Here is a 22,915-nt window from a genome sequence, read left to right on the forward strand (position 1 = left end):
CAGACCATGTCGCGTCGCATCCTCATTGTGGTCGGTCATCCCGACCCATCCCCCGACCGGCTCTGTCGCTCTCTTGCGCAGGCCTACGCCGAGGGGGCGGAGCAGGCACAGCACAGCGTCCGCCGGATCGATATCGCGGCAATTGATTTTCCAGTGCTGCGGACAATGCAGGAATTCGAACACGGCGCCGTCCCCAACAGCCTCCAGCATGCCGCTGAAGCGATTGTCTGGGCGGAGCATATCGTGTTTGTCTTCCCACTCTGGCTCGGGACCATGCCGGCTTTGCTCAAGGCATTTCTGGAACAGGTCATGCGGCCGGGGACCGCCTTTGCTTACCCGGACAAGGGCGGCGGCTTTGCCAGGACGTTGCTTCGTGGTCGCTCCGCTCGCGTGGTGGCAACGATGGGCATGCCATCCGCTCTCTACCGGCTTTGGTTCTTCAGCCACGGCATCGCCGGCATGCGGCGAAGCATCTTGCATTTTGTCGGCATCAGACCGGTGCGGGAGACCCTGTTCGGGATGGTCGCGGGCGCCAGCGACAGGACCAGAGCAAGATGGATCGGGCAGATGCGCAAGCTAGGGGAGCGAGGGCTATAGCATGGCGATCCGCAAACCGGGACATTTCTGCCCCCCACAGGGGCCGTTTCTTCAGGGCCTATGGATCGACGGTGAATTCGGCCCACATGCCGGCGCCATAGTGACCAGGCACGTTGCAGATAAGCAGGTATTTTCCTGCCTTCAGTTCGACGGTCAATGTGCCTGATTTGCCGGGATCGAGCTCAGAAACCTCGCCCTTGTCACCAGCCCTGTCTTCATCGACCCTGTTCTCGGCCTCGAGGTAAGGAAGCGGCTTGCCGGGATCGGCGAGGTACATCACTATCATTTCGTGAACGGTGTCTTTGGAGTCGTTGGTCACCTTGAATGTGACCTCTCCGGCCTTCACCGCACCCGGCGAAGCCTTGATACCCATGGTCGCCTTGGTGAGATCGAGTCCTGGCGCTGCATAGGCGATCCCCGTCGGCATCTGCACGTCCGCGCCCTTGTCCCACAGCGAAATCTGGACAAGCGTCGCAGCCTGGGCTCCGCGATCGCCGACCATCAGCATTGCAGCAGCCAGCCCGAGCGCTATTCTCTTCAATATGGTTTTCATGGCGAACCTCCTTCAGGACGGCGGCAGAAAGCGCTCTACGTCCTGATTGTCATCCTGTTCGCGGAGTCCCGCGCCGTCCTTGCGCCAAATCAAACTGATCGGCGCGACTCATTAGCGGCGCCGGTGCAACTGCCAGCCAGTTTGAGGGTGTAGATCGGTGCCGTGACGGATCGTCAGGTAATGCCCGCCGGTTGGGCTTTACGGCCGCGCGCCAACCATTTGCCGCTTGACCCACGTCAAGGCCCCCGACCTGTTTCCTGTTCAATATCCCCCATCAAAGTTTCAAATTGGGGAGAGCATCATGGCTACGGCTGGAATCGATATCCCGATCCGAAAAGTCACGTCGACGACTTCTGCCAAGCTTCGACTGGGTTCCCTGACCGCATTGGTAATCGGCTCGATGGTGGGCTCCGGCGTGTTCAGCCTGCCGCAGAACATGGCGACCGGCGCCGGCCCTCTTGCGATCCTGATTGGCTGGGCGATCACCGCGGTTGGGATGCTGGCGCTTGTTTTCGTCTATCAGTCGCTCGCGGTAAGGCGACCAGAACTCGACGCGGGTCCCTACGCCTACGCCAAGGCCGGCTTCGGTCCCTTCATCGGCTTCAACAGCGCCTGGGGTTACTGGATCAGCGCCTGGGTCGGCAATGTCTCCTATGCGGTGATCGTGTTCAGCGCTTTGTCCTACTTCTTTCCAGCTTTCGGCGACGGCAATACCTGGCAGGCGGTGCTCGGCGCGTCTGTCCTGTTGTGGCTGATCCACGTCCTGGTTCTGGCAGGCATCCGTCAGGCAGCAGTCGTCAACTTGGTCGTCACGGTGGCGAAGATTGCTCCTGTGGTGCTGTTTGTCGGGATCGTCGCTGTGGCTTTCAAGCTTCAGGTCTGGTCTCTCGACTTCAGCGGGCTTGGCAACGCCAGTCTCGGCTCGATTGCCGCACAGGTGAAGAGCACGATGCTGGTGACGCTGTGGGTCTTCATCGGCATCGAGGGAGCAAGCGTATTTTCAGCCCGTGCGGAACGCCGCAGCGACATCGCGAAGGCGACTGTTCTCGGATTCTTCACCTGCCTCGCTCTCTACGCGCTGGTTTCGCTGCTGTCGCTCGGCATCCTCAGCCAAACTGAGCTCGCCGCGTTGAAGAACCCCTCCATGGCAGGTGTCCTGGAGGCGGTTGTCGGACCGTGGGGCGCCATCCTCATCAACATCGCGCTTGTTGTGTCCGTGGTCGGCGCGTTCCTGAGTTGGACGCTGCTTGCCGCGGAAATTCCGCACGTTGCCGGCAAAGACGGCACGATGCCGAAGTTCTTCGGCCACGAGAGCGAGCGGGGCGTGCCGTCGACCTCGCTCCTGATCACCAACCTGCTCGTGCAGGCGTTCCTGGTTATCACGCTGTTCGCACAGAGCACCTACCAGGCACTGTTCTATATCGCGTCGGCAGCCATTCTCGTACCTTACATCTTCTCCGGGGCCTACGCGGCCAAGCTCGCATTGACCGGAGAGAGTTATGAGAATGGCGAGCAACGCGCTGGCCCCCTTTTCGCTGGCATATTGGCGACAGTGTACGGCCTGTGGCTCGTCTACGCGGCAGGACCGGCATATCTGTTCATGTGCGCGATCCTTTATGCGCCCGGCATCATTCTCTACGTCTGGGCACGTCGCGAAACCAACCAGCGTGTCTTCCATCCTGTGGAAGCTGCTGTCGCTGCAGCCCTCGTCGCTGTCGCCATCCTGGCCGTCTACGAGATGTGGACCGGCGCTATCAGCCCGCTCTGAAGGACGCACGATGACAGGCCTGGGAGTCCATTCCGAAGTCGGCCGCCTGCGCGAGGTGATGGTCCATCGACCGGACCTCAGCCTGCGCAGGCTCACGCCCGAGAACTGCAAGGCGCTGCTGTTCGACGACGTATTGTGGGTCAAGCGCGCACGCCAGGAACATGACGTCTTCGTCGATGCGTTGCGCGAACGCGGCGTGGTGGTGCACTCCTTTGGAGAGCTCCTTGCGGAGGCCATGACCATCAGCAAGGCGCGCGACTGGCTTCTCGATCGCCGGGTCCATCCCGGTGTCGTCGGACTGGATATGGTCGACGAGTTGCGTGGATGGCTAAACGACATGCCACCGGAGCAGCTGGCGTCCTTTCTAGTCGGCGGCATTGCCCGTGCCGAGCTTCCTTTCCAGCCGAAGGGACTGACCGGAAGGACACTTGCTCCCCAGGACTTCGTGCTTCCGCCGCTGCCGAACCAGCTTTTCACGCGCGACAGTTCCTGCTGGATCTACGGATCAGTTTCGGTCAACGCCATGTACTGGCCGGCGAGGCGCCCGGAGGCGGCCAACGTGGAAGCAGTGTACCGCTTCCATCCCCGTTTTCGCGACAGCGGCCTCCCCTTCGTATCGCCAGGTTTGGGAACAGGCACCAGTCTGGAAGGTGGAGACGTGATGCCGATCGGCGGCGGAACAGTGCTTGTCGGAATGGGAGAACGTACCACGCCGCAAGCCGTGGGCGACCTCGCACGCAGCCTGTTCGCGGCCGGTGAAGCGACACGCGTCATCGCAGCCCTGATGCCGCGGGACCGCAGTTTCATGCATCTCGACACCGTCTTCACCTTCTGCGACCGCGACCTGGTGACCATGTACCCGCCGGTGGTCGACCGCCTGCGAACCTTCTCTCTGCGACCGGGCGATGGCGAGGCGGCCGTCAAGGTCACGGATGAGACGGAGCCTTTCACGGCAGTGGTTGCAGAAGCGCTTGGACTGAATTCGCTGCGCATCATCGCCACCGGTGGCGACCGTTACGAGGCCGAGCGCGAGCAATGGGACGACGGCAACAACGTCGTTGCCGTCGAACCCGGCGTCGTCATCGGCTACGACCGCAATGTCTATACCAACACGCTGCTGCGTCGCGCCGGGATTGAAGTGATCACCGTTGAAGGCGCTGAACTCAGCCGTGGTCGGGGCGGCGGCCACTGTATGACCTGCCCGATTGCCCGCGATCCGATTTGACCGGAAAGGAAATTCCCGATGTCGATCAACCTTCACGGCCGCTCGGTGCTCACGCTCGACGATCTCACGGCCGACGAGATCCGCTTTCTTCTGAAACTGGCCGCCGACCTCAAGGCGGCCAAGCTCGCGGGCCACGAGATACCGCGTCTCATCAGGAAGAATATCGCGCTGATCTTCGAGAAGGACTCGACGCGCACCAGAACCGGATTCGAGGTGGCGGCCTATGATCAGGGCGCCCACGTCACCTATTTCGGCCCCACCGGCAGCCATATCGGCCACAAGGAATCCATGAAGGATACAGCGCGCGTGCTCGGCCGCATGTACGATGCGATCGAGTATCGCGGTTTTGGCCAGCACCAGGCCGAACTGCTTGCCGCGCACGCGGGCGTGCCCGTCTACAACGGCCTTACCGACGAAGCGCATCCGACACAGATCCTCGCCGATTTCATGACCATGCGCGAGTTCACGCACAAGCACCTTTCGGACATGACCGTCACCTTCGTCGGCGAAGGACGTGACAATGTCGCGCTGTCGCTGGCACTGGGCGCAGCCAAGGTCGGCATCGACATGCGCATTGCCTCGCCAAGGGAACTTTGGCCGGACGAGGAATTCTGCGCCCATGTCAGAGACCTTGCAGCACAAAGCAGCGGCCGCTTCAGGCTGGACGAAGACGTGATGGGCTGCGTCCAGGGCGCCGACTTTGTCTACACCGACGTGTGGATGTCGATGGGTGAGGACAAATCGGGCTGGGCCGAGCGTATCCGCCTTTTGACGCCCTATCGGGTCACGAGCGAAGTGATGGCTGCCGCGGGCAACCCTCATGTCAAGTTCATGCATTGCCTGCCGGCATTCCACGACACCGACACCGAGATAGGCGCGTTCATCGCGAAGGAGTATGGCATCGACTGCATGGAGGTCACTGACGAGGTGTTTGAATCGGGCGCATCGATCGTCTTCGACCAGGCCGAAAACCGCATGCATACGATCAAGGCCCTGCTCGTCGCCACGATCGGCAACTGAGATGCTGATCGTCGTTGCACTCGGAGGTAACGCGCTGCTGCGCCGCGGCGAACCGATGACCGCCGAAAACCAGCGTGCCAACATCAAGCGCGCCGCATCCGTACTCGGGGCACTCGTCGGCGAAGGGCACTCGATTGTAGTCACGCATGGCAACGGCCCGCAGGTGGGGCTTCTGGCCCTCCAGGCGGCGGCCGCTCCGGATGGCGGCGCATTCCCACTCGACGTCCTTGGCGCTGAAAGCGCTGGCATGATCGGCTATGTGATTGAGCAGGAGCTCGGCAACCTCTTAAAGGAAAGGCTGTTCGCGACGCTGCTGACGCAGGTGAAAGTCGACCCGTACGATCCGGCTTTCGCTCACCCGACGAAGCCGATCGGCCCGGTCTATGACGAGGACACAGCACATAGGCTTGCCCACGAACGCAGCTGGCAGATCGCGCCCGATGGCGATAAGTGGCGCCGGGTCGTGCCCTCGCCCAGGCCGCTGGAGATTCTTGAAGGCTCCGTGATTTCGTTTCTCGTCGAACGCGGCGTCATCGTCATTTGCACGGGCGGCGGCGGAGTCCCGGTGATAGCGCGGGACGACGGCAGCCTGTGCGGCGTAGAAGCCGTTATCGACAAGGATCTGGCGAGTTCACTTCTCGCGCGCCAGCTGAAGGCCGACATGCTGCTGATGCTGACCGATGTCGATGCGGTCTATAGTGGCCACGGCACCGCCACCGCCCGCGCGCTCCGTCGGGTTGCAACGACCGAGATATCGGGGCGGGATTTTGCGGCCGGCTCCATGGGGCCGAAGGTCAGCTCCGCAATCGAGTTCGCTGATGCAACGGGCAAACCTGCAGCGATCGGCAAGCTCGATGATGCCAGCGAAATCGTCAGAGGAGAGCGCGGCACACGGTTCGAAGCCGCCGCTCGTCCCGCTCAGCCTTTCAAAGGGACTGCCCGAGCCCCCGCCGTCGCGAAATAACGGGCTGCGTCTTTCGCCATCCGGCCAGTACACCAGCGCGCGTATGCATTCGCAAAGATCAGGCCAAGCCAACGGGACGGTTCCGCCTCCGGCAGGTCGTATTCGATGAAGACTCGAAGCCGGGACCCTCTCGCCTCGGGCACTATTTCGAAACCCATCCGATAGCGGCCGATCACCCATAGACTTGGCGCTCCGATGGTCTCCCAGACCTTCAGTTTGGGCGGCGTCCGGATTGTAACCACCTGTTCGGCGGACAGCGCAATTCCAAGTATTTTTCCATGGAATCCGAACTTGGAGCCGATCAAGCGGGCTTCGCCTGCATCGAATTCGTAGTGCATTTTCGAACCGAGCATCATCCATGACGAGGTGCTCATATGAGCACCCAGATGCCTGTGGTCATCAAGATAGGCAAACACGGTCTCAGCCGCGCATTCTATTCCGACGATAGTCTCGTTGGAGCGGGACATTGCTGGCATCGTCTCACCTCCGGGTTCGTCCTAACGCGCGCGAACACGCCGCCCATGTTCATCGGGATGTGCATGACACTGTGGGTTTTCGCTTTCACAAACCGCTTGCCCTTGAAGTGCAGGTGCTACCGTCCCAGCCCTCGCGATTGAACCTGGGGCAGCAACCCGTGGTATTCACGCTGTCGTCGTATCGGGGCGTTTCATTCGTCCGCATGGTCCTCCTCCAGATTGGATCGATCCCATCACGCAGGTAACGCGTCCCGTCGTCATTGATCTTCGTCAACATGGCCCTTGATCGCGATTGATACGTATCAAGGCCGACCGACGGGATGCCTGTTAGCTCAGACTGGCCAACAGATTTCGGAGACGGTCATGGCCCATAAACAAGTACTGTTCCGCTCAGCCGCACGCGAAAAGATCCTTCGCGGCGCGACACAGCTCGCCGATGCCGTGCGCGTGACGCTCGGGCCGCGCTCGAAATCTGTACTGATCGAAAAAAGATGGGGTGCCCCGATCGTTTGCAACGACGGGGTGACGATCGCCAAGGAATTCGACCTGAAGGACCCGGAAGAAAATCTCGGCGCCAGGATGCTGAGACAAGCAGCCGAGAAGACCGGCGATATGGTTGGCGACGGCACCAGCACATCGACCATCCTCGCTCACGCGATGTTTGCCGATGGCGTTCGCAATGTCGTCGCCGGCGCCAGCGCGATCGACATCAAGCGCGGCCTCGATCGCGCCACCAAGCGCGCGATCGAGACACTCAAGCAAATATCTCGACCGGTCTCGACCCGGCGCGAAAAGGAACAGGTGGCCACGATCTCGGCGCACAACGACCCGCTCATCGGCCAGTTGGTTGGCGAGGCGATTGAAAAGGTCGGCGGTGAAGGAGTCATTACGGTCGAAGAGTCGAAGACCACTGAAACCGTTCTGGACGTCGTCGAAGGCATGCAGTTCGATCGCGGGTTCCTTTCACCGTATTTCGTGACCGATCCCGAGAAGATGGAAGCGGTCCTGGAAGACGCGCTGGTGCTGATCGTGGAGAAGAAAATCGCTTCGCTGAACGATCTCATCAAGTTGCTGGAAGCCGTGGCCAAGTCGGGCTCGCCTCTGCTGGTTGTCGCCGAAGAAGTCGAAGGCGAGGCGCTTGCCACGCTCATCGTCAATCAAATCCGGGGCACCTTCAAGAACTGTGCAGTCAAGGCGCCCGGTTTCGGCGATCGGCGCAAGGCTATGCTGCAGGACATAGCTGTGCTGACAGACGCTCAGGTCATCTCCGAGGATATTGGCCTCAAGCTCGAAAATGTCACGATGGCGCAGTTGGGGCGTGCCAAACGCGTGGTCGTCGATAAGGACAACACGACGATCATCGGCGGTGGCGGAGACGCCAAGGCAATCAAGGGTCGCGTAGAGCAGATCCGGCGCGAGATCGAGAGCACGACCAGCGACTACGATCGCGAAAAGCTGCAAGAGCGGCTGGCTAAGCTTGCCGGCGGTGTTGCCGTCATAAAAGTCGGGGCTCCAACCGAGGCCGAAATGAAGTCGAAGAAGGAGGCACTAGACGACGCTATCAGCGCCACCAAGGCTGCGGTTGCCGAGGGCGTGGTGCCTGGCGGCGGGCTTGCGCTGCTGCGCTGCATCGCCACGGTAGCTGATGAAGAAAAACTGTCCGAGGGCGACGAGAGGACCGGCGTGCAGATACTCCGGCGCGCTCTCGAAACGCCTGTCCGGCAGATTGCCGAGAATTCGGCTGTCGACGGTGGCGTGGTTATCGCCAAGATGATCGAGGGGTCGGGAAACTTTGGCTTCGATGCCGGACGCAAAGAGTATGTTGACCTCGTCGAAGCCGGCATCATCGATCCAACCAAGGTGGTGCGCATCGCACTTGAAAACGCCGTCTCGGTCGCCAGTGTTCTGCTCTTGACCGAAGCGACCATGACGGAAATCCCCGAACCGGCCAAGGAGCGTGCTCTCGAACCGGAAATGACGATGTAGGTCGTGCGCCGGGCACCCTCCATAGGTCGAAAAGGCGATGACGATGCGCCGCCGCGGCAGGCAGCGCGGCTGGTGATCACAAGTGTCGTGACCGAACCTCAAACGACCGTGCGACAAGCATGCTGTGGAGACACAAAATGATCTTCAACACCATTATTGTACAACTGGACATCGATTCTCCGGCGTCCCCCCGCGCGCGTTATGCCCAGGAATTGGCGCAACGGTTCGATGCCACACTGATCGGTTTCGCCGCGGCGGATGCCTATGTCTTTGTGTCGGGAGACAATGGCGCCGCTGCAGCTGCGGAGATAATGCGCCAACGCAGGGCGGAAATCGAAGATCGCCTGAAGGTGATGCAGGAGGAATTCCTCCGCATTGGCGGGGACAGAGCTTTCTGGCGCGAGGAGATCGGAGATCCGACAGGTCTGCTCGCGATGCATGCCCGCGCCGCCGACCTTATTGTCACGGGAGCGCCGGCAAAGGGCGTCGCCAGCGATCGCCACCGTGTCGTAGATGCCGGTAGTCTGGTGCTGTCCGCGGGCCGGCCGGTGCTGATTGCGGTCGATAACCTGGCTCCGCTCAACCCAAAGAATGTTCTTGTCGCCTGGAAGAACACGCGCGAGGCAAGGCGCGCAGTCAGCGATGCAATGCCCTTCTTGACAGGCGCACAACATGTGCTCGTGGCGACAATCGAGGAACAGGGCCAGAGAAACGCACGCGAAAGTGCCGAGGACGTTGTCCGGTTCCTGGCGAGGCATGGCGTTAAGGCAAGATCCGAAGTTATAGGCGTCGGCAATGCAGATCCCTGCGAAGCCGTTGCCGAACTCGCCCGTGCGATGGATGCAGGACTTGTGGTCGCGGGCGGCTATGGTCACAGCCGGATCCGGGAATGGGCCTTCGGCGGCATGACACGCTCCCTGCTGAAACAGGGGGCAATCAATCGACTGCTATCAAACTGAGGCGGCGTCCCGGCGGGTCCTTGCGCGCAGCGGCTCACCGACGCCCTTGTTCTTCGACCGCCTTCAACCGCACGACTGAAACCGAGCAAAGCGCCTGTGCTACCACCTTGGTAGAAACACTGCCGAGGTGCCGGCGAATGGCGGAAGACGCCCGTGCCCCGACAACGATATGCCCGACGTCGTTGTGCTCAGCGTAGTTGAGGATCGCATCGGCGGGGCTGACCGCCTCCAGAACATGATAGCTGATGCGATCCTCCGGCAGATGTAGCGGGCGGGACCAATCCTTCAGGGCAACCAGCCGCTTCAAATATTCCGAACGGCCCGACTCGTCCACCGTGGGCGTGTCGCCGATAATCTCGGTCTTCAGGACTGTCACACAGGCCAACCACGAGTCTTCTCGCGAGCCAAGGACGCGCGCGGTCTCGCTCAGAACCTCCCTGGCCAGCGGATCGTTTCCGTTGGCCAGATCGACGGCGACCAAAACAATGGATGGTCCGGCCAGAAGCCTGGGATCTGCCGGCATCCCGAGAAGCAACTTGTCGTCAGTCTTGCGAAGCAGACCGAGGATCGTGGCCCAAATTCCCTTGCTCCGAGGCAGGTGCCGCACCACCACCTGATCGGGGTTCCTTAGATCGGACAGCACGTGAGCGGCATCGACATATCGCTTGGACCTGTCCACCTCCATGCACCGAAGCGTGATTGCCTCCAACCACCGCGGGATGGCTCCGTTCAGGTCCCGCGGTGGCCTGGGGGCGTGGTAGAGCCGTCGCTTCATTCCGGCGAAAGTCGCCGGTCGCCCGAACGGTTCTTCGCCAGTTGCCAGCTGGTAAAGAATGCAGCCAAGCGCAAAAAGATCGCTTGCAGGGTCGCCTCTTTCGGCAAGCACTTGTTCGGGTGCCATGTAGGCGGCGGAGCCCATCGGCACGGAGCTTTCCGCGCCGAGAAGATCGGGAAGCTCTGCATGCCGCGCGAGCCCGAAATCGAGAAGCACCGCGCCGCGCTCGGCAAGAATGACATTTTCGGGCTTGAGATCGAGATGCACCACTTTTTGGCGATGCAGGGCGGCGAGCGCCTTGGCAATTTCGGAGCCGACCCTCGCGACCTCGTCAGCTGGCAGTGGCGCATTGCTGATCAGCTGGGCGAGACTTGTGCCGGCCACGAACTCCATGGCTATGAAAGGAATTTCTGAAAGGTTTCCTGAGGCCACGAAGCGGGGTACATGCGGACCTGACAAGCGCCTGAGGATCAACTCTTCCGCCTCGAAGCCCAGTATGACGGAGACATCGCCTCCCGGATCCAGGAAAGGGACTTTCAACACCAGCGGGAAATCGAACTGCGGGCTGTTTGCGCGCCAGAGCGAGGCCATGCCGCCGGACGGCAGTCGTTCGACCAGTTCGAAACCATCAATGATTGCCCCTGATTCAAACCGCTGCACCCGATCGTCTCCAACAACCCTATCGTCCGATCTTCAATCGCATGCCCAGCCATGCCGGCAACCCAGAGTCAGCAATCTTTCGGGCGGTCTCTTCGTAGTCGTAAGGCACACGGATCATGGAGACCTCGTGCCGCTGCGTATCGACGAGGGCGAAGCAGGCCGCCGGATTGCCGTCGCGAGGCTGGCCGACCGCTCCGACGTTCACGACGAGCTGTCCGACCGCGGACAACGGCGCAGCCACATTGGCCAGCGGTTGAAAACAGATCGGCCGGCGACCTGGCAGCGCGTAGTAGATGGCCGGAATATGGGTGTGGCCGCAGAAGACGAAACGGGCCACGCTTGAAGACAGGCAGCGCTCTGCTGAATCCACGTCGCGGATGTATAGCCATTTTCCCGGCCGTTCGGCGCTGGCGTGAACATATTGCCGGTCTTCCGACGTCAACGACACCGGCAAACGGGACAGGAAATCGACATGCGCCGAGGTCAAACGCTCACGCGTCCAACTGGCCGCTGTCCGAGCATTCTCCGTCATGCCGCCCCTGTTGAAGGCTATCGCTTCGTCATGGTTTCCCATGACGCAGAGCGCGCCTCGATCGACCAGGTCCGCAGCCGTCTCGAGCGCATAGACTGGGTCGGGCCCGTAGCCAACCAGATCGCCAAGCAATACCAACTCGTCCCATCCGCGCTCGCCAACCACCTCGAGAACCGCATCGAGCGCCTCACGGTTGGAATGGATGTCAGACAGGATCGCGATGCGCATTCGTTTCCATCTGGACCTTGCAAGCTCGCCCTACCAGTCAAACAACGGCGCTAACAAAGTCAATGGGACCGCATGCGGTCCAACAACCCTCGTGCTTCGCTCGCCTAAAGCGAGACCCCGTCTCCGCGGAGCGGTGGCGCCGGGTTCACCGAAGCCGAGGCCGCCGCTCCCGTTTTCGGTATCTGGTTGAGGACCAAGCGAATGATCAGGAGGACATATCCAACTTGCAGGACGACCAATGTGAGCAAAGCCCCACCGAGTGCGACCCAACCCGAACCTGTTTCCACACCGATCCAGATCGCCACGACAAACGACGTCACGAGCATGCCCACCAGAAATTGCGGAAAATACATGGCGGCCTGCCCCGATCATTTAGCGACAGGGCTTTCAACAACCTCCGGGGGCACCCGCGCTTTGAGTTGAATCAAATCTTACCGTGGATATTTCCAATCCATTCAGGCGCGCAGAACCTAAGTATGTGCATAAGGCCAAGTTCGGCGTTCGGGCAGGTTCCTGGTTTTCTCACATGTTGTAGCGCAACCAAGGCGGCCCCTGCCGCCTCGGTCGGTGCGGGCTTCGAGCACACCCAACAATGCTGCCCCCGCGGCCTGCGCCGACCACCTTGATGATGCAATTGCGATGCAGCCAGCTCTCCTCATGCCAACATCGCAAAGTCCGTCTTTTTGGCGTTAAGGCAAACAGTGGCGCCCATGCCATCCTCGGCGGATGCAATGTCGTCTGGGTCCCCCCACTAAGTAGTTTCCCGTAGGGACTTAACCGAATTTCGCTTTCCTCCGATTCGCGCGATTGCTGATGCCACGGATCACGGAGAAGCAGCCATGTACGCTCACACGACCTCCACAATTTCACTGCCGCCACACGTGCCACAGTCGAACCTCCCGGCAGTTCTGGACAGCGTGCCGTTGCAGCCCATCAACTTCTACCCGGCCGGGTCGGAAATCTATGCGCAGGGGGAAAAGGCCGGAGCTCTCTACCAGGTCGAGTTCGGCGCCGTCCGCATCTATCGCCTCCTTGCCGACGGCCGCCGGCAGATAAGTGCCTTCCATTTGGCTGGCGAGACATTCGGTTTCGAAGCCGACGCGACACATCATTTCTTCGCCGAAGCAATCAACGCGACCGGCATCCGGGTCTATCGGTTCGCTGCCGGGGCGGATGTCTCGCGCCAGTTGCTGCCCCTGGCCCTCAAAGGTTTGACCAGGGCGCAGGAACACCTCCTGGTCCTCGGTCGCCAGAATGCCATCGAACGGGTGGCCGCGTTCCTGGTCGACATGGCAGAGCGGCAAGGCGGATTGCGGCAGGTCGATCTGCCGATGTCTCGCGCGGATATCGGCGACTATCTCGGACTCACGATCGAGACCGTGTCGCGAGTCTTCACCCGGCTGAAGGACAAGGGCGTCATCCGCCTGCTGAACCTGCGCAGCATAGAAATCGTCAAGCAGGACGCGCTTCAATACATGAGCGAGTGAGGTCGCGCGCCTTGGAGAGACAGGACAACGGCGCCGCACCTCGGATCGGAGACCATATATAACGATGGTTAGCACGCTTTCCACGCATACCGGGTTTCGCTTCGATGTACGCCGCGCACGCCCCGAAGATGAGCCCGCCCTGGCGGAGTTCTTCACCCATGTGACGCCGCAAGATCTGCGCTTCCGCTTTCTCGGTGGAGTGAAAGAGGTCTCGCATGAACGGCTGGTAGCGATGACTCGCTCCGACGATCCGCATATCAATAACTTTCTCGCGTTCTCGACTGACGGAGCGTTGATCGCAGTGGCGACACTCGCCAGCGACGCTGCCGACCGGCGCGGCGAAGTCGCTATCTGCATTCGCCAGGACCGCAAGAATCTCGGCGTCGGCTGGGAACTGCTTGCCTATATCGCAAGGTGGGCCGACGGGATCGGCCTCGAGACAATCGAGTCGATCGAAAGCCGTGAGAATCGCGCTGCAATCGAGCTTGAGCGCGACATGGGATTCACTGTCACCACAGACCCCGACGACCCGACACTTCTCCTGGTTCGGCGAAAGCTCGGCACCCCCCTGCCCCGGTAACGACCGGTCTCGCGCAGATGCGGGCCGGCAGCGAAGCTCTTGTTCAGACGTCGAGGATTTCCCTGGCGACGGCGGCTTCCTCGTCTGCGGGAATGACAAGGACGTCGACCCGGGACTGCGGGCTGCTGACCAATCCTTCGTCGTTCTGGTTCAAATCATTGTCGACCGCAACGCCAAGCCATTCGGCGGCTTCGCAGATCTTTTGCCGGATCACAGGTGCGTGCTCGCCAATGCCGGCGGTGAAGACGAGGGTATCGAGACCTCCAAGGGCCGCGGCAAGTGACCCGATCTCGCGCCCGACACGATAGATGAAGAGATCGACGGCTCGCGCGGCTGCAGGGTCGCTCGAGCCCAGCAATGTCTGCATATCGCCCGAGATGCCGGAGACACCCAGCAGACCGGATTCCTCGTAGAGAAGGTTGGACAGCTCACCCAATGACAGCTTTTGGTCCTGCAACAGGTACAGGATCACGCCAGGGTCGACCGTGCCGCAACGTGTGCTCATGATGAGGCCATCAAGCGTTGAGAACCCCATAGTGGTGGCGACGCTTGCCCCCGTCTTCATCGCACATAGGCTTGCTCCGCTGCCCAGGTGGGCAACGATCACCCGGCCGCCGGCGCTTGCGCCGTAGCGGCTGCGAAGTTTCGTTGCGACGTGGCTGTAGGAAAGTCCGTGAAAGCCGTAGGCAATCACGCCTTGTTCCGAGAACTCGCGCGGCAAGCCATAGAGCTTGGCAAGTTCCGGCCGCCGCGCGTGGAAGGCCGTATCGAAGCATCCGACCTGGAGGGCGTCAGGCAATAGCCGAGCTGCCAAGCTGACGATTTCGAGATTGATGGCCTGGTGGATCGGGGCGAGCGGCTCCAGCAGATGCAAGGCCTTCGTCGTCTCTTCATCAAGGATGGCTGCTTTGGAAAAACTCTGTCCGCCATGAACGATCCTGTGACCGACCTTGCCGATCTGGCGCAGGAGTCCGCGGTCCGCAAGCAAGGAGCCCACGACTTCGAATGCGCTGGCGATATCGATCGACCCTGCGCCCAAGCTCCGATCGATCCCGGACGACAGCGCCGTTGGAGCGACGTGAAGCCGTGGACGTTGCCGGATTGACGATATGCTGCCGCGCACCAGCAGGTGAAGGTCGTCACGCTGCTGAAACACCGCGAATTTCAGACTCGACGAGCCACCGTTAAGGACAAGAATCGCGTCATTCATGATCTGTCCGCCGCGCCCGCCAACGGACCCCGACTGCCGATCCGTTCGCCGCACTGATTTCCACCGGCTACTACTCCCACTTCCAGCCGAGGATCTCCGGCATATCCTGTCCATGGGCGCGGATATAAGCTTGGTGCTCGATCAGCTTGCCTTCCATGATCTGTTTCAGTCCGACTCCGGTCGGCTCAGGGATACGGTCAAGGACACTCAGCACCAGATGATATCTGTCCAGGCCGTTCAGAACCGTCATGTCGAAAGGCGTCGTCGTCGTGCCTTCCTCGTTGTAGCCGCGCACGTGGATATTGTCGTGGTTGGTGCGCCGATAGGTCAGCCGATGGATCGTCCAGGGGTAGCCATGGTAGGCAAAGATGACCGGTTTTTCTTTGGTGAACAACGCGTCGAAGTCGCGATCCGACAGCCCGTGCGGGTGATGCTCCCTGGGGTGCAGCGTCATCAGGTCGACCACGTTGACCACCCTGATCCGAAGCTGCGGAACATGGTGCCTGAGTATCTGGACGGCCGCCAGCGTCTCCAGGGTCGGAACGTCGCCGGCGCAGGCCAAGACCACGTCCGGCTCTGCTCCGCCGTCAGTTGAAGCCCAATCCCAAATGCCGATGCCCGCTTTGCAGTGAACGATCGCCTTGTCCATCGAAAGCCACTGCCATGACGGCGGCTTGCCGGCCACGATGACGTTGATGCGGTCCCATGTCTGCAGCACATGCTCGGTCACGCAGAGCAGACTGTTGGCGTCCGGCGGCAGGTAGACGCGCACGATATCGGCCTTCTTGTTGAGGGCGACATCAATGAAGCCGGGATCCTGATGGCTGAAGCCATTGTGTTCCTGGTGCCAGACATGACTCGACAACAGGTAGTTTAGCGACGCCACCGACCGTCGCCAGGGAATTTCACGACATGCATCCAGCCATTTCGCATGCTGGTTGAACATCGAATCGACGATGTGGATGAACGCCTCGTAGCAGGAGAAGAAGCCGTGCCGACCGGTCAGCAGGTAGCCTTCAAGCCAGCCCTGGCAGGTGTGTTCCGAGAGAATCTCCAGAACCCTTCCGTCGCGCCCGAGATGAACATCCTCGGGCAGGATCGTTTCCATCCAGGCGCGCTCGGTAACCTCGAACACGTCTTGCAGCCGGTTCGAAGCCGTCTCGTCCGGGCCGACGATGCGGAAGTTCTTCGCGCCATCGTTCAGTTCCATCACGGCGCGCAGGAATTTGCCCATCACTCGCGTTGACTCGGCCTTCACCGCGCCGGGCCGTTCAACGGAAATGCCATGGTCGCGCAGTCTGGGCAGTTCAAGGGACCGGCGCAGCAAGCCGCCATTGGCATGCGGGTTGGCGCCCATTCGCCTCGTACCTTGCGGAGCAGTGGCACGTATCGTGGCCACAGGCGCACCCATCGCATCGAACAGTTCTTCAGGCCGATAGCTCCTCATCCACTCTTCGAGCATCTTCAAATGCTCGGGGTTTTCCGCAAGGCCGGACAAGGGAACCTGATGGGCGCGCCAGAAGCCTTCGGTTTTCAGCCCGTCGACTTCCTTCGGGCCGGTCCAGCCTTTGGGGCTTCGCAGCACGATCACTGGCCACTTCGGCCGGCGTTTTGCAATTTCGCCACCGCCGCGAGCCTCGCCCTGGATTGCCCCGATGCGGTCGAGCGCATCATCGATCACAACCGCCATCCTCTCATGCATTGCCCCCGGTTCATGGCCTTCGACGAACAGCGGCTCGTAACCGTAGCCGACGAACAAGGCGCGCAATTCGTCTTCCGGGATGCGGGCAAGGATGGTCGGGTTGGCAATCTTGTAGCCGTTGAGATGCAGGATCGGCAGCACCGCGCCGTCGCGCGCCGGGTTGAGGAACTTGTTGGAATGCCAGGCGGTGGCAAGTGGCCCGGTTTCCGCCTCGCCGTCGCCGACCACGCAGGCGACGATGAGATCCGGATTGTCGAAGGCTGCGCCAAAAGCATGCGAAAGCGCGTAGCCCAATTCGCCACCCTCATGGATCGAGCCCGGGACATCCGGTGCAGCATGGCTCGGAATCCCGCCCGGAAAAGAGAACTGCCGAAACAGCTTGCGCATGCCTTCTTCGTCCAGAGATACGTCGGGATTGAGCTCGCTGTAGATGCCCTCGAGATAGGTGTTGGCGACCATGGCCGGACCGCCATGGCCTGGGCCGCAGACGTAGACCATGTTTGCATCCCTGAGCCGGATCGCGCGGTTGAGATGGGCGTAGATGAAGCTCAGGCCGGGCGAAGTCCCCCAGTGCCCTAGCAGCCGCGGCTTGACATGTTCCAGCTTCAAGGGCTCCCGAAGCAGCGGATTGTCGAGCAGGTAGATTTGCCCGATCGTAAGATAGTTGGCGGCGCGCCAATAGGCGTCAACGTCGTGCAACTCCTGGTCCGACATCCGTTTGTTGCTGTTGACTGTTTTTGCCGATTGTCCGGTCATCTTACTTGGCTCCGTTGTCTCATTTTGCGAAAGCCCGGGGATTCCGCGTTGGCCATGGGCCACCAACGCATCGCGCGACTTTCAGTTCATCACCTGATCGGCGCGGCCGCTCGCTGCATCGCTAGCATTGTGCAAGCTGGGCGTCGCGCTGGTTGGAACCGCGGTCATACTGCCACCAACAATCAGGCTTTCAGCCCATCTCGCCAGAAGTGTTTCAGGACCTCAAGGCAGACCAGCACTGCCAACCCGGCCGCCAACGTCACGGCGAGGTCGTCCAGGTGCAGCGGTCCGAACTGGAAGAGGCCACTTGCGAGTGGCCATGCAAGTGTCCCGCCCAGCGCCGCGGCAACCACCACGACGACGAAAGCAAGCGATCGGTTTGGCCGGATCAACGCAACAAGCAGCGACTCGCTGAACGTACGGTTGACGAAAATCAGCCCAACGATCGTCAGCACCAGCGAGAAGAATGTCAGGGCGCGAATCTCATTCTCCGGCATTCCCCAGCGCAAGGCGACGAGGAAGATGCCAGCAACAAGCGCGAATGCCAGCAGGCCCTGCACAACGCTCCACGCGATCAACGAGCGCGAGAAGAGCGCAGCTTCCGGATGTCGCGGCGCACGCCTCATCGTGTCGTCCTCCTCGGTCTCCGCTTCAAAGACCAGGGAGCAGACCGGATCGATCACCATCTCCAGAAAGGCAATGTGAATAGGTCCGAACAGGATAGGCAGCCCAAACAGCAATGGAAGGAGGGCCAGACCCGCAATCGGTACGTGCACGGCAAGAATGAAGCCCATTGCCTTGCGCAAATTGTCGTAGATGCGGCGGCCCAGCCGGATGGCTTTGACGATCGACCCGAAGTCATCATCGAGAAGGACGATGGAAGACGCCTCCCGCGCGACGTCCGTGCCGCGCCCTCCCATGGCAATGCCAATGTCGGCTGCTTTCAGCGAAGGCGCGTCGTTGACGCCGTCTCCGGTCATGGCAACGATCTCGCCATTGGCCTTCAATGCTCTGACGATTGCCAGTTTCTGCTCGGGCATGATCCGCGCGAACACCGTTGCGGTCTTCACGCGCGCCGACAGGGCTGCGTCATCCTGCGCCTTGAGCTCTTCGCCGGTGACGACATCGTTGAAGTCGAGCCCGGCCCCGCGGGCGATAGCTCTGGCTGTCGCGGGATAGTCCCCGGTGATCATGATCACTCTGATGCCGGCGGAGCGGCAATTGCTCACCGCGTCCGGAACCTCCGCTCGCAGAGGATCGGCAAGCCCGACGAGACCCAAGAATTCAAATTCGAATTCAGTCTGCTTGTCCGGCAGTTGATCGCCAGCATGGCTGGAACGCGCGACGCCCAAGACGCGCAGTCCTTCCGTGGCCATGGCGTCCACAACATCCTTGAGCGAAGCGACACGATCCGCAGGCAGACGGCAGAGTGCCGCGATGGCCTCCGGCGAACCCTTGGCGGCAATCAGGTAGTCGTTGCCCTCAGCCGATAGCCGCCAGGCGTTCGACATTGCCAGCAGTTCAGGACGCAACCCGTAGGCGCGGGCCAATTTCCAATCGGCACCCTCAGCACGCTTCGCCAGGCGCTCCTGGGCAAGCTTGTGGAATGCCCTTTCCATCGGATCAAAGGGAATTTCGGCACTGGCAAGCGCGCCGATCTCGACCAACTCTGCAAAGGCCGCTGGCATCTCCTTGCTTGAGCTGTTCAGGCGAAGCAGTTTTCCATCGGCCGTTCTCATTTCTGCAATTGTCATGCGATTTTCGGTCAGCGTTCCGGTCTTGTCGGTGCAAAGGACAGTTGCCGAGCCAAGCGTCTCGATCGCTGCTGCGCGACGGGTGAGCACGCGCGCCTGCGAGATGCGCCAGGCACCCATGGCCATGAAGATTGTCAGCACCATGGGAAACTCCTCGGGCAGCATCGACATGCCGAGCGCAATGCCCGCCAACACCGCATCAAGCCATCCGCCCCGCAACAAGCCATAAAGCACGACCGCGAGAACGCTGACGGCGCCGCCGACAAGTGCGAAGATGCCGACAAGGCGTTTTGTCTGTCGCCGCAGGCGGGGTGCCTCGGTTTCCATGGTGCTCAGCGATTGCCCGATCGCACCGATTTGGCTGAGCGGCCCGGTTGCCAGAACTTCGCCAATGCCTGAACCGCGAACGATGAGTGATCCGGAAAATGCGAAAGGCAGGTCGTCGCCCCCCGGCCTGCATTGCGCCGGCAGATCGGCATCCCTGGCAGCAATCTTGCGCACCGGAACAGACTCGCCGGTCAGCAAGGACTCATCGGTCTGGATATCCCGGCTCTGGATGAGCACGATGTCGGCCGGAACGCGATCCCCCTCGCCCAGCACGACCGTATCGCCGCGCACCACCTCGCGACCCGCAATCCGCTTGCGTTCGCCGTCGCGTATTACCAGGGCGCGCGGACTGGTCAGGTCGCGCAGCGCCTCGAGGACACGCTCCGTCCGCGCCTCCTGGACGATGGTAATCCCAACCGACAACGTGGCAAATGCAAGCAGGATCAACGCCTCCTGGAGATCGCCAAGAAGCAAATAGACGCTACCTCCACCTAACAGCAGGGCGAGCATTGGCTCGCGCACGACCTCGATGGCAATCCGCAACGGCGTGCGGCGACTGGGCCTGGGCATTTCGTTGAAGCCTTCGGTGGCAAGCCTTGCCTGTGCTTCGGCCTCGCTGAGGCCGGGCATTGCAATGGTGGATGAAGCGGATCGAGACATTTGGCCTTGTTCGAGTCCCAGCGTGCCGTCTTGCATTTTCCCGTGTGACGAAAATTGAATTCAAAGATGCGCGATCAGCTTTCGTCATTTGCGAAGGCGCCGAGCGCCGGCGCGTCCAGCGCTCGGCGCATCCGTCTGATGATTGCGGCGCGACCCCGTTCGTCGGCCGCGGTGTTGACGGCCTCCGTGACGTCGAGGAGAAGCTTTGAAAGATCGTTGTGCCAATCCAGCCGGGCAACCTTTTCCGGCTTCAGGCGGCGCGGCTCGTTGGCGTCGACCGGCAAACAGCCTTGGGACGTCAATTGGAAAGCGCTATCCAGCTCCGGCATGATGATCCTGTCCGAAGGAATCGGTCCAGCCAGCCGGCCGCTGAGGCCGACCAAGCCTGCTTCTTCACCATGCGTCAGGAACACCGTGTGCTTGACCGGAGTTCGAGCCAAGGCCCAGGCGACGAGTTCGCTTGCGTCGGCATGGCCAGAGTAGAGATCGAACAGGCTGATCCGGGCCTTGACCTCTACCTCTTCGCCCTGGATGCGCACACGCCGCGCGCCGTCGAGCAGTATCCTTCCGAGTGACCCTTGAGCCTGGTACCCCGCCATCATCACGGTCGCGTTCCGCCGCCAGAGGTTGGCCTTGAGATGATGGCGGATACGCCCGGCGTCGCACATGCCGCTGGCGGCGATCACGACGAAAAAGCCTCTCAGGCGGTTGATCGCCTTGCTTTGCTCGATGGTTTCCGTGAAGCGCAGTTGGGGTGAACTGAGAGCCTGACGCAGACCGTCGACTTGTTCGATGTCGTCGGCATGTCTTTCGAAGATCGTGCTGGCACGTGTCGCCAGCGGCGAGTCGACGAAGATCGGAGCAGTCGGCACCTCTCCCGCTTTCATGAGCAGGTGGAGGTCTACCAGCAGTTCCTGTGTCCGCTCGACGGCGAAGGAAGGAACGATAAGGGGGCCGCTCGCCTCGGCAGCGCTGCGCACCACGTCGCCGAGCATGGATCGCCGCTGTTCAGGCGCAACGTCCGGGCGGTCGCGGTCGCCATAGGTCGATTCGCAGATGAGATAGTCGACACCGGCCGGGCCCTCCGGATCGGTATGCAGCGGCTTGTGACCGGGTCCGATATCGCCTGAAAACAGTATGCGCATCGGCATGTTCTGACGTTCCACGTCGATCTCTAGCTCAACCGATGCGGAGCCGAGCAGATGGCCGGCGTTCCAAAAGCGAGCCCGAACGCCTTGGGCTACGGTGGTCCATGCGGCGTATTCCAAGGCCCGAAAAAGGGTCATGCACGCTGCTGCATCCTGCTGCCTGTAGATCGGCTCGACCGGCGGCCGCCCGCGCTGCGCATTGCGGCGGTTAAGCTGTTCCACCTCCATCTCCTGGATATGCGCCGCATCCGGCAACATGACCGAACAAAGATCGATTGTAGCTCGGGTCGTGTAGATTGGCCCGGCAAAGCCCTGCGTGACCAGCTTTGGCAGAAGGCCGCTGTGATCGATATGAGCATGCGTCAGGACGACGGCGTCGATCGCTTCCGGCGGGAACGGGAACGCGCCGTAGTTCAAGGCCCGCTCCGACTTCGATCCCTGGAAGAGGCCGCAATCGACGAGGATCCTCGCGCGTGGTGTTTCGATCTCGTAGCAAGAGCCGGTAACACCGTGGGCTGCGCCGTGGAAGCGCAAAACAGGATCCGTGCCTCGACTGGCGTTCATGGGAATCATGCCCTAGTGCGACAGGAGAACGGGCAGGCGCAAATCCGAGAGAATGCCTTCGGTCGCCCCACCGAGCACGAAGTCCCTGACGCGCGAATGACCGTATCCACCCATAACCAATAGTTTGCCGCCGATTTCGAGGGCATGCTCCTGGATAGCGGTGGCGATCGAGCGCGCCCCCGCCTGAATTGATGCGGCTTCGGCCGCCAGACCGCGCGTCCTCAGGCCTTGCGCAAGGCGTTCACCGATGTCTTGTCCCGGCAGCGGCTTTTCGTCCGTCACGGTCACAACCGTGATCATCGTGGCAAGCTCCAGAAACGGCCGTGCATCGGCAACGGCCCGCGCAGCCACGCGACTGCCATCCCAAGCGATGACGACATGGTCAAGGGCGCCGACATCCGTGGCGTCAGGAAGCAGCAGGGTCGGTCGACCCGATCCGAACACGACCGCCTCGGCTGTCATTCGCGCCGTCTGGTTGTCCGGCGCCCATCCGACCAGGCAGATGTCGAAGTAGCGGCACTGCTCGGCCGCTGTGTCCCCAATTAGGGCCGGTGGCGCGGTCAGCTCCTGCGTCGTCAAGCGGACCCCGCCCTGCAATGCTTCTTTTGCAACTGTTTCCAGCAAGTTCTTGCCGAAACTGCGACTGGTCGCTTCGGCCTCCCTGATCTTGTTGGGAAGGTCGAGCAAGAAGCTCGACAGAGCGTTTGAAACGTCGGGAATGTCGACATTGATGGCGACCGCGTGCAGCGTCGCTCCAATGCGCCTGGCAACCGCGACTGCATTAGACGCGGTCTTTGGTGTGTTCGCCTCCGGGTACGTCGCCAGAGACAGGGATACCATCGGCTTCATCATATTCGCCTCCTTTGCGGCGAGGTCGGGCCACTGGATGCCGGCGCTGCTGCGACATCTATGGAGGCAGTGGACGGCGTGCGCATTGATTCACCGCAAATGCAGCCGTCGGTGGGGCCGAGGAACAGGCACTCA

Annotated in this window: 19 protein-coding genes; 9 read left to right on the forward strand and 10 right to left on the reverse strand. The window is 61.3% G+C overall.

Going from position 1 to position 22,915, the window contains the following annotated elements; all coding sequences use genetic code 11:
- Window positions 1-6: 6 nt before the first annotated feature.
- The gene (locus tag EN857_RS15985; RefSeq protein WP_127282009.1) at window positions 7-597 is read left to right on the forward strand and encodes an NAD(P)H-dependent oxidoreductase; all 591 of its coding nucleotides are present in this window, start codon (window positions 7-9) and stop codon (window positions 595-597) included.
- 58 nt (window positions 598-655) lie between these two features.
- On the opposite strand, the gene EN857_RS15990 is transcribed toward EN857_RS15985, so the two are convergent.
- On the reverse strand, window positions 656-1,150 hold the full coding sequence (locus EN857_RS15990; protein ID WP_127309460.1) for a sulfocyanin-like copper-binding protein: 495 nt from the start codon (window positions 1,148-1,150) through the stop codon (window positions 656-658).
- A 301-nt stretch (window positions 1,151-1,451) separates the two neighbouring features.
- On the opposite strand from EN857_RS15990, the gene arcD reads away from it, so the two are divergent.
- Genes arcD through arcC form a run of 4 tightly spaced genes read left to right on the forward strand, consistent with a single transcriptional unit; the run spans window position 1,452 to window position 6,127 of the window.
- Window positions 1,452-2,918 (forward strand): arginine-ornithine antiporter, encoded by a 1,467-nt coding sequence (gene arcD, locus EN857_RS15995; RefSeq protein ID WP_127393370.1) that lies wholly within the window; start codon window positions 1,452-1,454, stop codon window positions 2,916-2,918.
- Window positions 2,919-2,928: 10 nt separating this feature from the next.
- Complete coding sequence (locus EN857_RS16000; protein WP_127309464.1) at window positions 2,929-4,143, forward strand: arginine deiminase; 1,215 nt, start codon at window positions 2,929-2,931, stop codon at window positions 4,141-4,143.
- Between the two features lie 18 nt (window positions 4,144-4,161).
- The gene (gene argF, locus EN857_RS16005) at window positions 4,162-5,163 is read left to right on the forward strand and encodes an ornithine carbamoyltransferase (protein ID WP_127393371.1); all 1,002 of its coding nucleotides are present in this window, start codon (window positions 4,162-4,164) and stop codon (window positions 5,161-5,163) included.
- 1 nt (window position 5,164) lies between these two features.
- Window positions 5,165-6,127 (forward strand): carbamate kinase, encoded by a 963-nt coding sequence (gene arcC / locus EN857_RS16010; protein ID WP_128345999.1) that lies wholly within the window; start codon window positions 5,165-5,167, stop codon window positions 6,125-6,127.
- Here arcC and EN857_RS16015 read toward each other — a convergent pair.
- Complete coding sequence (locus EN857_RS16015) at window positions 6,082-6,603, reverse strand: SRPBCC family protein (RefSeq protein ID WP_245511326.1); 522 nt, start codon at window positions 6,601-6,603, stop codon at window positions 6,082-6,084. The two genes, arcC and EN857_RS16015, sit on opposite strands and share 46 nt — an antisense overlap.
- Before the next feature lie 363 nt (window positions 6,604-6,966).
- On the opposite strand from EN857_RS16015, the gene groL reads away from it, so the two are divergent.
- Together groL and EN857_RS16030 are read left to right on the forward strand one after the other, a co-directional pair.
- A complete protein-coding gene (gene groL / locus EN857_RS16025) occupies window positions 6,967-8,589 on the forward strand; it encodes a chaperonin GroEL (protein ID WP_127309463.1) in 1,623 nt (540 codons plus the stop codon).
- A gap of 137 nt (window positions 8,590-8,726) precedes the next feature.
- The gene (locus EN857_RS16030) at window positions 8,727-9,548 is read left to right on the forward strand and encodes a universal stress protein (protein ID WP_127309455.1); all 822 of its coding nucleotides are present in this window, start codon (window positions 8,727-8,729) and stop codon (window positions 9,546-9,548) included.
- 34 nt (window positions 9,549-9,582) lie between these two features.
- Here EN857_RS16030 and EN857_RS16035 read toward each other — a convergent pair whose 3' ends face one another.
- The 3 genes from EN857_RS16035 to EN857_RS16045 form a co-directional block, all read right to left on the reverse strand.
- Window positions 9,583-10,983, reverse strand: coding sequence for a bifunctional serine/threonine-protein kinase/universal stress protein (locus EN857_RS16035; protein WP_135858861.1), 1,401 nt, complete (start codon window positions 10,981-10,983; stop codon window positions 9,583-9,585).
- Window positions 10,984-11,002: 19 nt separating this feature from the next.
- A complete protein-coding gene (locus EN857_RS16040; protein WP_127391760.1) occupies window positions 11,003-11,743 on the reverse strand; it encodes a metallophosphoesterase family protein in 741 nt (246 codons plus the stop codon).
- 104 nt (window positions 11,744-11,847) lie between these two features.
- Window positions 11,848-12,096: a hypothetical protein gene (locus tag EN857_RS16045; protein WP_127309452.1), complete on the reverse strand. Its 249-nt coding sequence runs from the start codon at window positions 12,094-12,096 to the stop codon at window positions 11,848-11,850.
- Window positions 12,097-12,582: 486 nt separating this feature from the next.
- On the opposite strand from EN857_RS16045, the gene EN857_RS16050 reads away from it, so the two are divergent.
- Window positions 12,583-13,230, forward strand: a complete 648-nt coding sequence (locus EN857_RS16050) for a helix-turn-helix domain-containing protein (RefSeq protein ID WP_135858863.1) — start codon at window positions 12,583-12,585, stop codon at window positions 13,228-13,230.
- A gap of 64 nt (window positions 13,231-13,294) precedes the next feature.
- Window positions 13,295-13,810, forward strand: a complete 516-nt coding sequence (locus EN857_RS16055; RefSeq protein ID WP_127309451.1) for a GNAT family N-acetyltransferase — start codon at window positions 13,295-13,297, stop codon at window positions 13,808-13,810.
- 43 nt (window positions 13,811-13,853) lie between these two features.
- Here EN857_RS16055 and EN857_RS16060 read toward each other — a convergent pair whose 3' ends face one another.
- The 5 genes from EN857_RS16060 to EN857_RS16080 all read right to left on the reverse strand — a co-directional run bounded on the left by EN857_RS16060 (window position 13,854) and on the right by EN857_RS16080 (window position 22,783).
- The gene (locus EN857_RS16060) at window positions 13,854-15,020 is read right to left on the reverse strand and encodes an acetate/propionate family kinase (protein WP_127309450.1); all 1,167 of its coding nucleotides are present in this window, start codon (window positions 15,018-15,020) and stop codon (window positions 13,854-13,856) included.
- Window positions 15,021-15,090: 70 nt separating this feature from the next.
- Window positions 15,091-17,478, reverse strand: a complete 2,388-nt coding sequence (locus EN857_RS16065) for a phosphoketolase family protein (RefSeq protein ID WP_127309449.1) — start codon at window positions 17,476-17,478, stop codon at window positions 15,091-15,093.
- Between the two features lie 182 nt (window positions 17,479-17,660).
- Window positions 17,661-20,219 (reverse strand): cation-translocating P-type ATPase, encoded by a 2,559-nt coding sequence (locus tag EN857_RS16070; RefSeq protein ID WP_127309462.1) that lies wholly within the window; start codon window positions 20,217-20,219, stop codon window positions 17,661-17,663.
- 74 nt (window positions 20,220-20,293) lie between these two features.
- Window positions 20,294-21,931 (reverse strand): MBL fold metallo-hydrolase, encoded by a 1,638-nt coding sequence (locus tag EN857_RS16075; protein ID WP_127391759.1) that lies wholly within the window; start codon window positions 21,929-21,931, stop codon window positions 20,294-20,296.
- A gap of 12 nt (window positions 21,932-21,943) precedes the next feature.
- Window positions 21,944-22,783: a universal stress protein gene (locus EN857_RS16080; protein ID WP_245493231.1), complete on the reverse strand. Its 840-nt coding sequence runs from the start codon at window positions 22,781-22,783 to the stop codon at window positions 21,944-21,946.
- Between the last annotated feature and the right edge of the window lie 132 nt (window positions 22,784-22,915).

It is taken from the genome of Mesorhizobium sp. M4B.F.Ca.ET.214.01.1.1, assembly GCF_004791545.1.
GTDB lineage: Bacteria > Pseudomonadota > Alphaproteobacteria > Rhizobiales > Rhizobiaceae > Mesorhizobium > Mesorhizobium abyssinicae.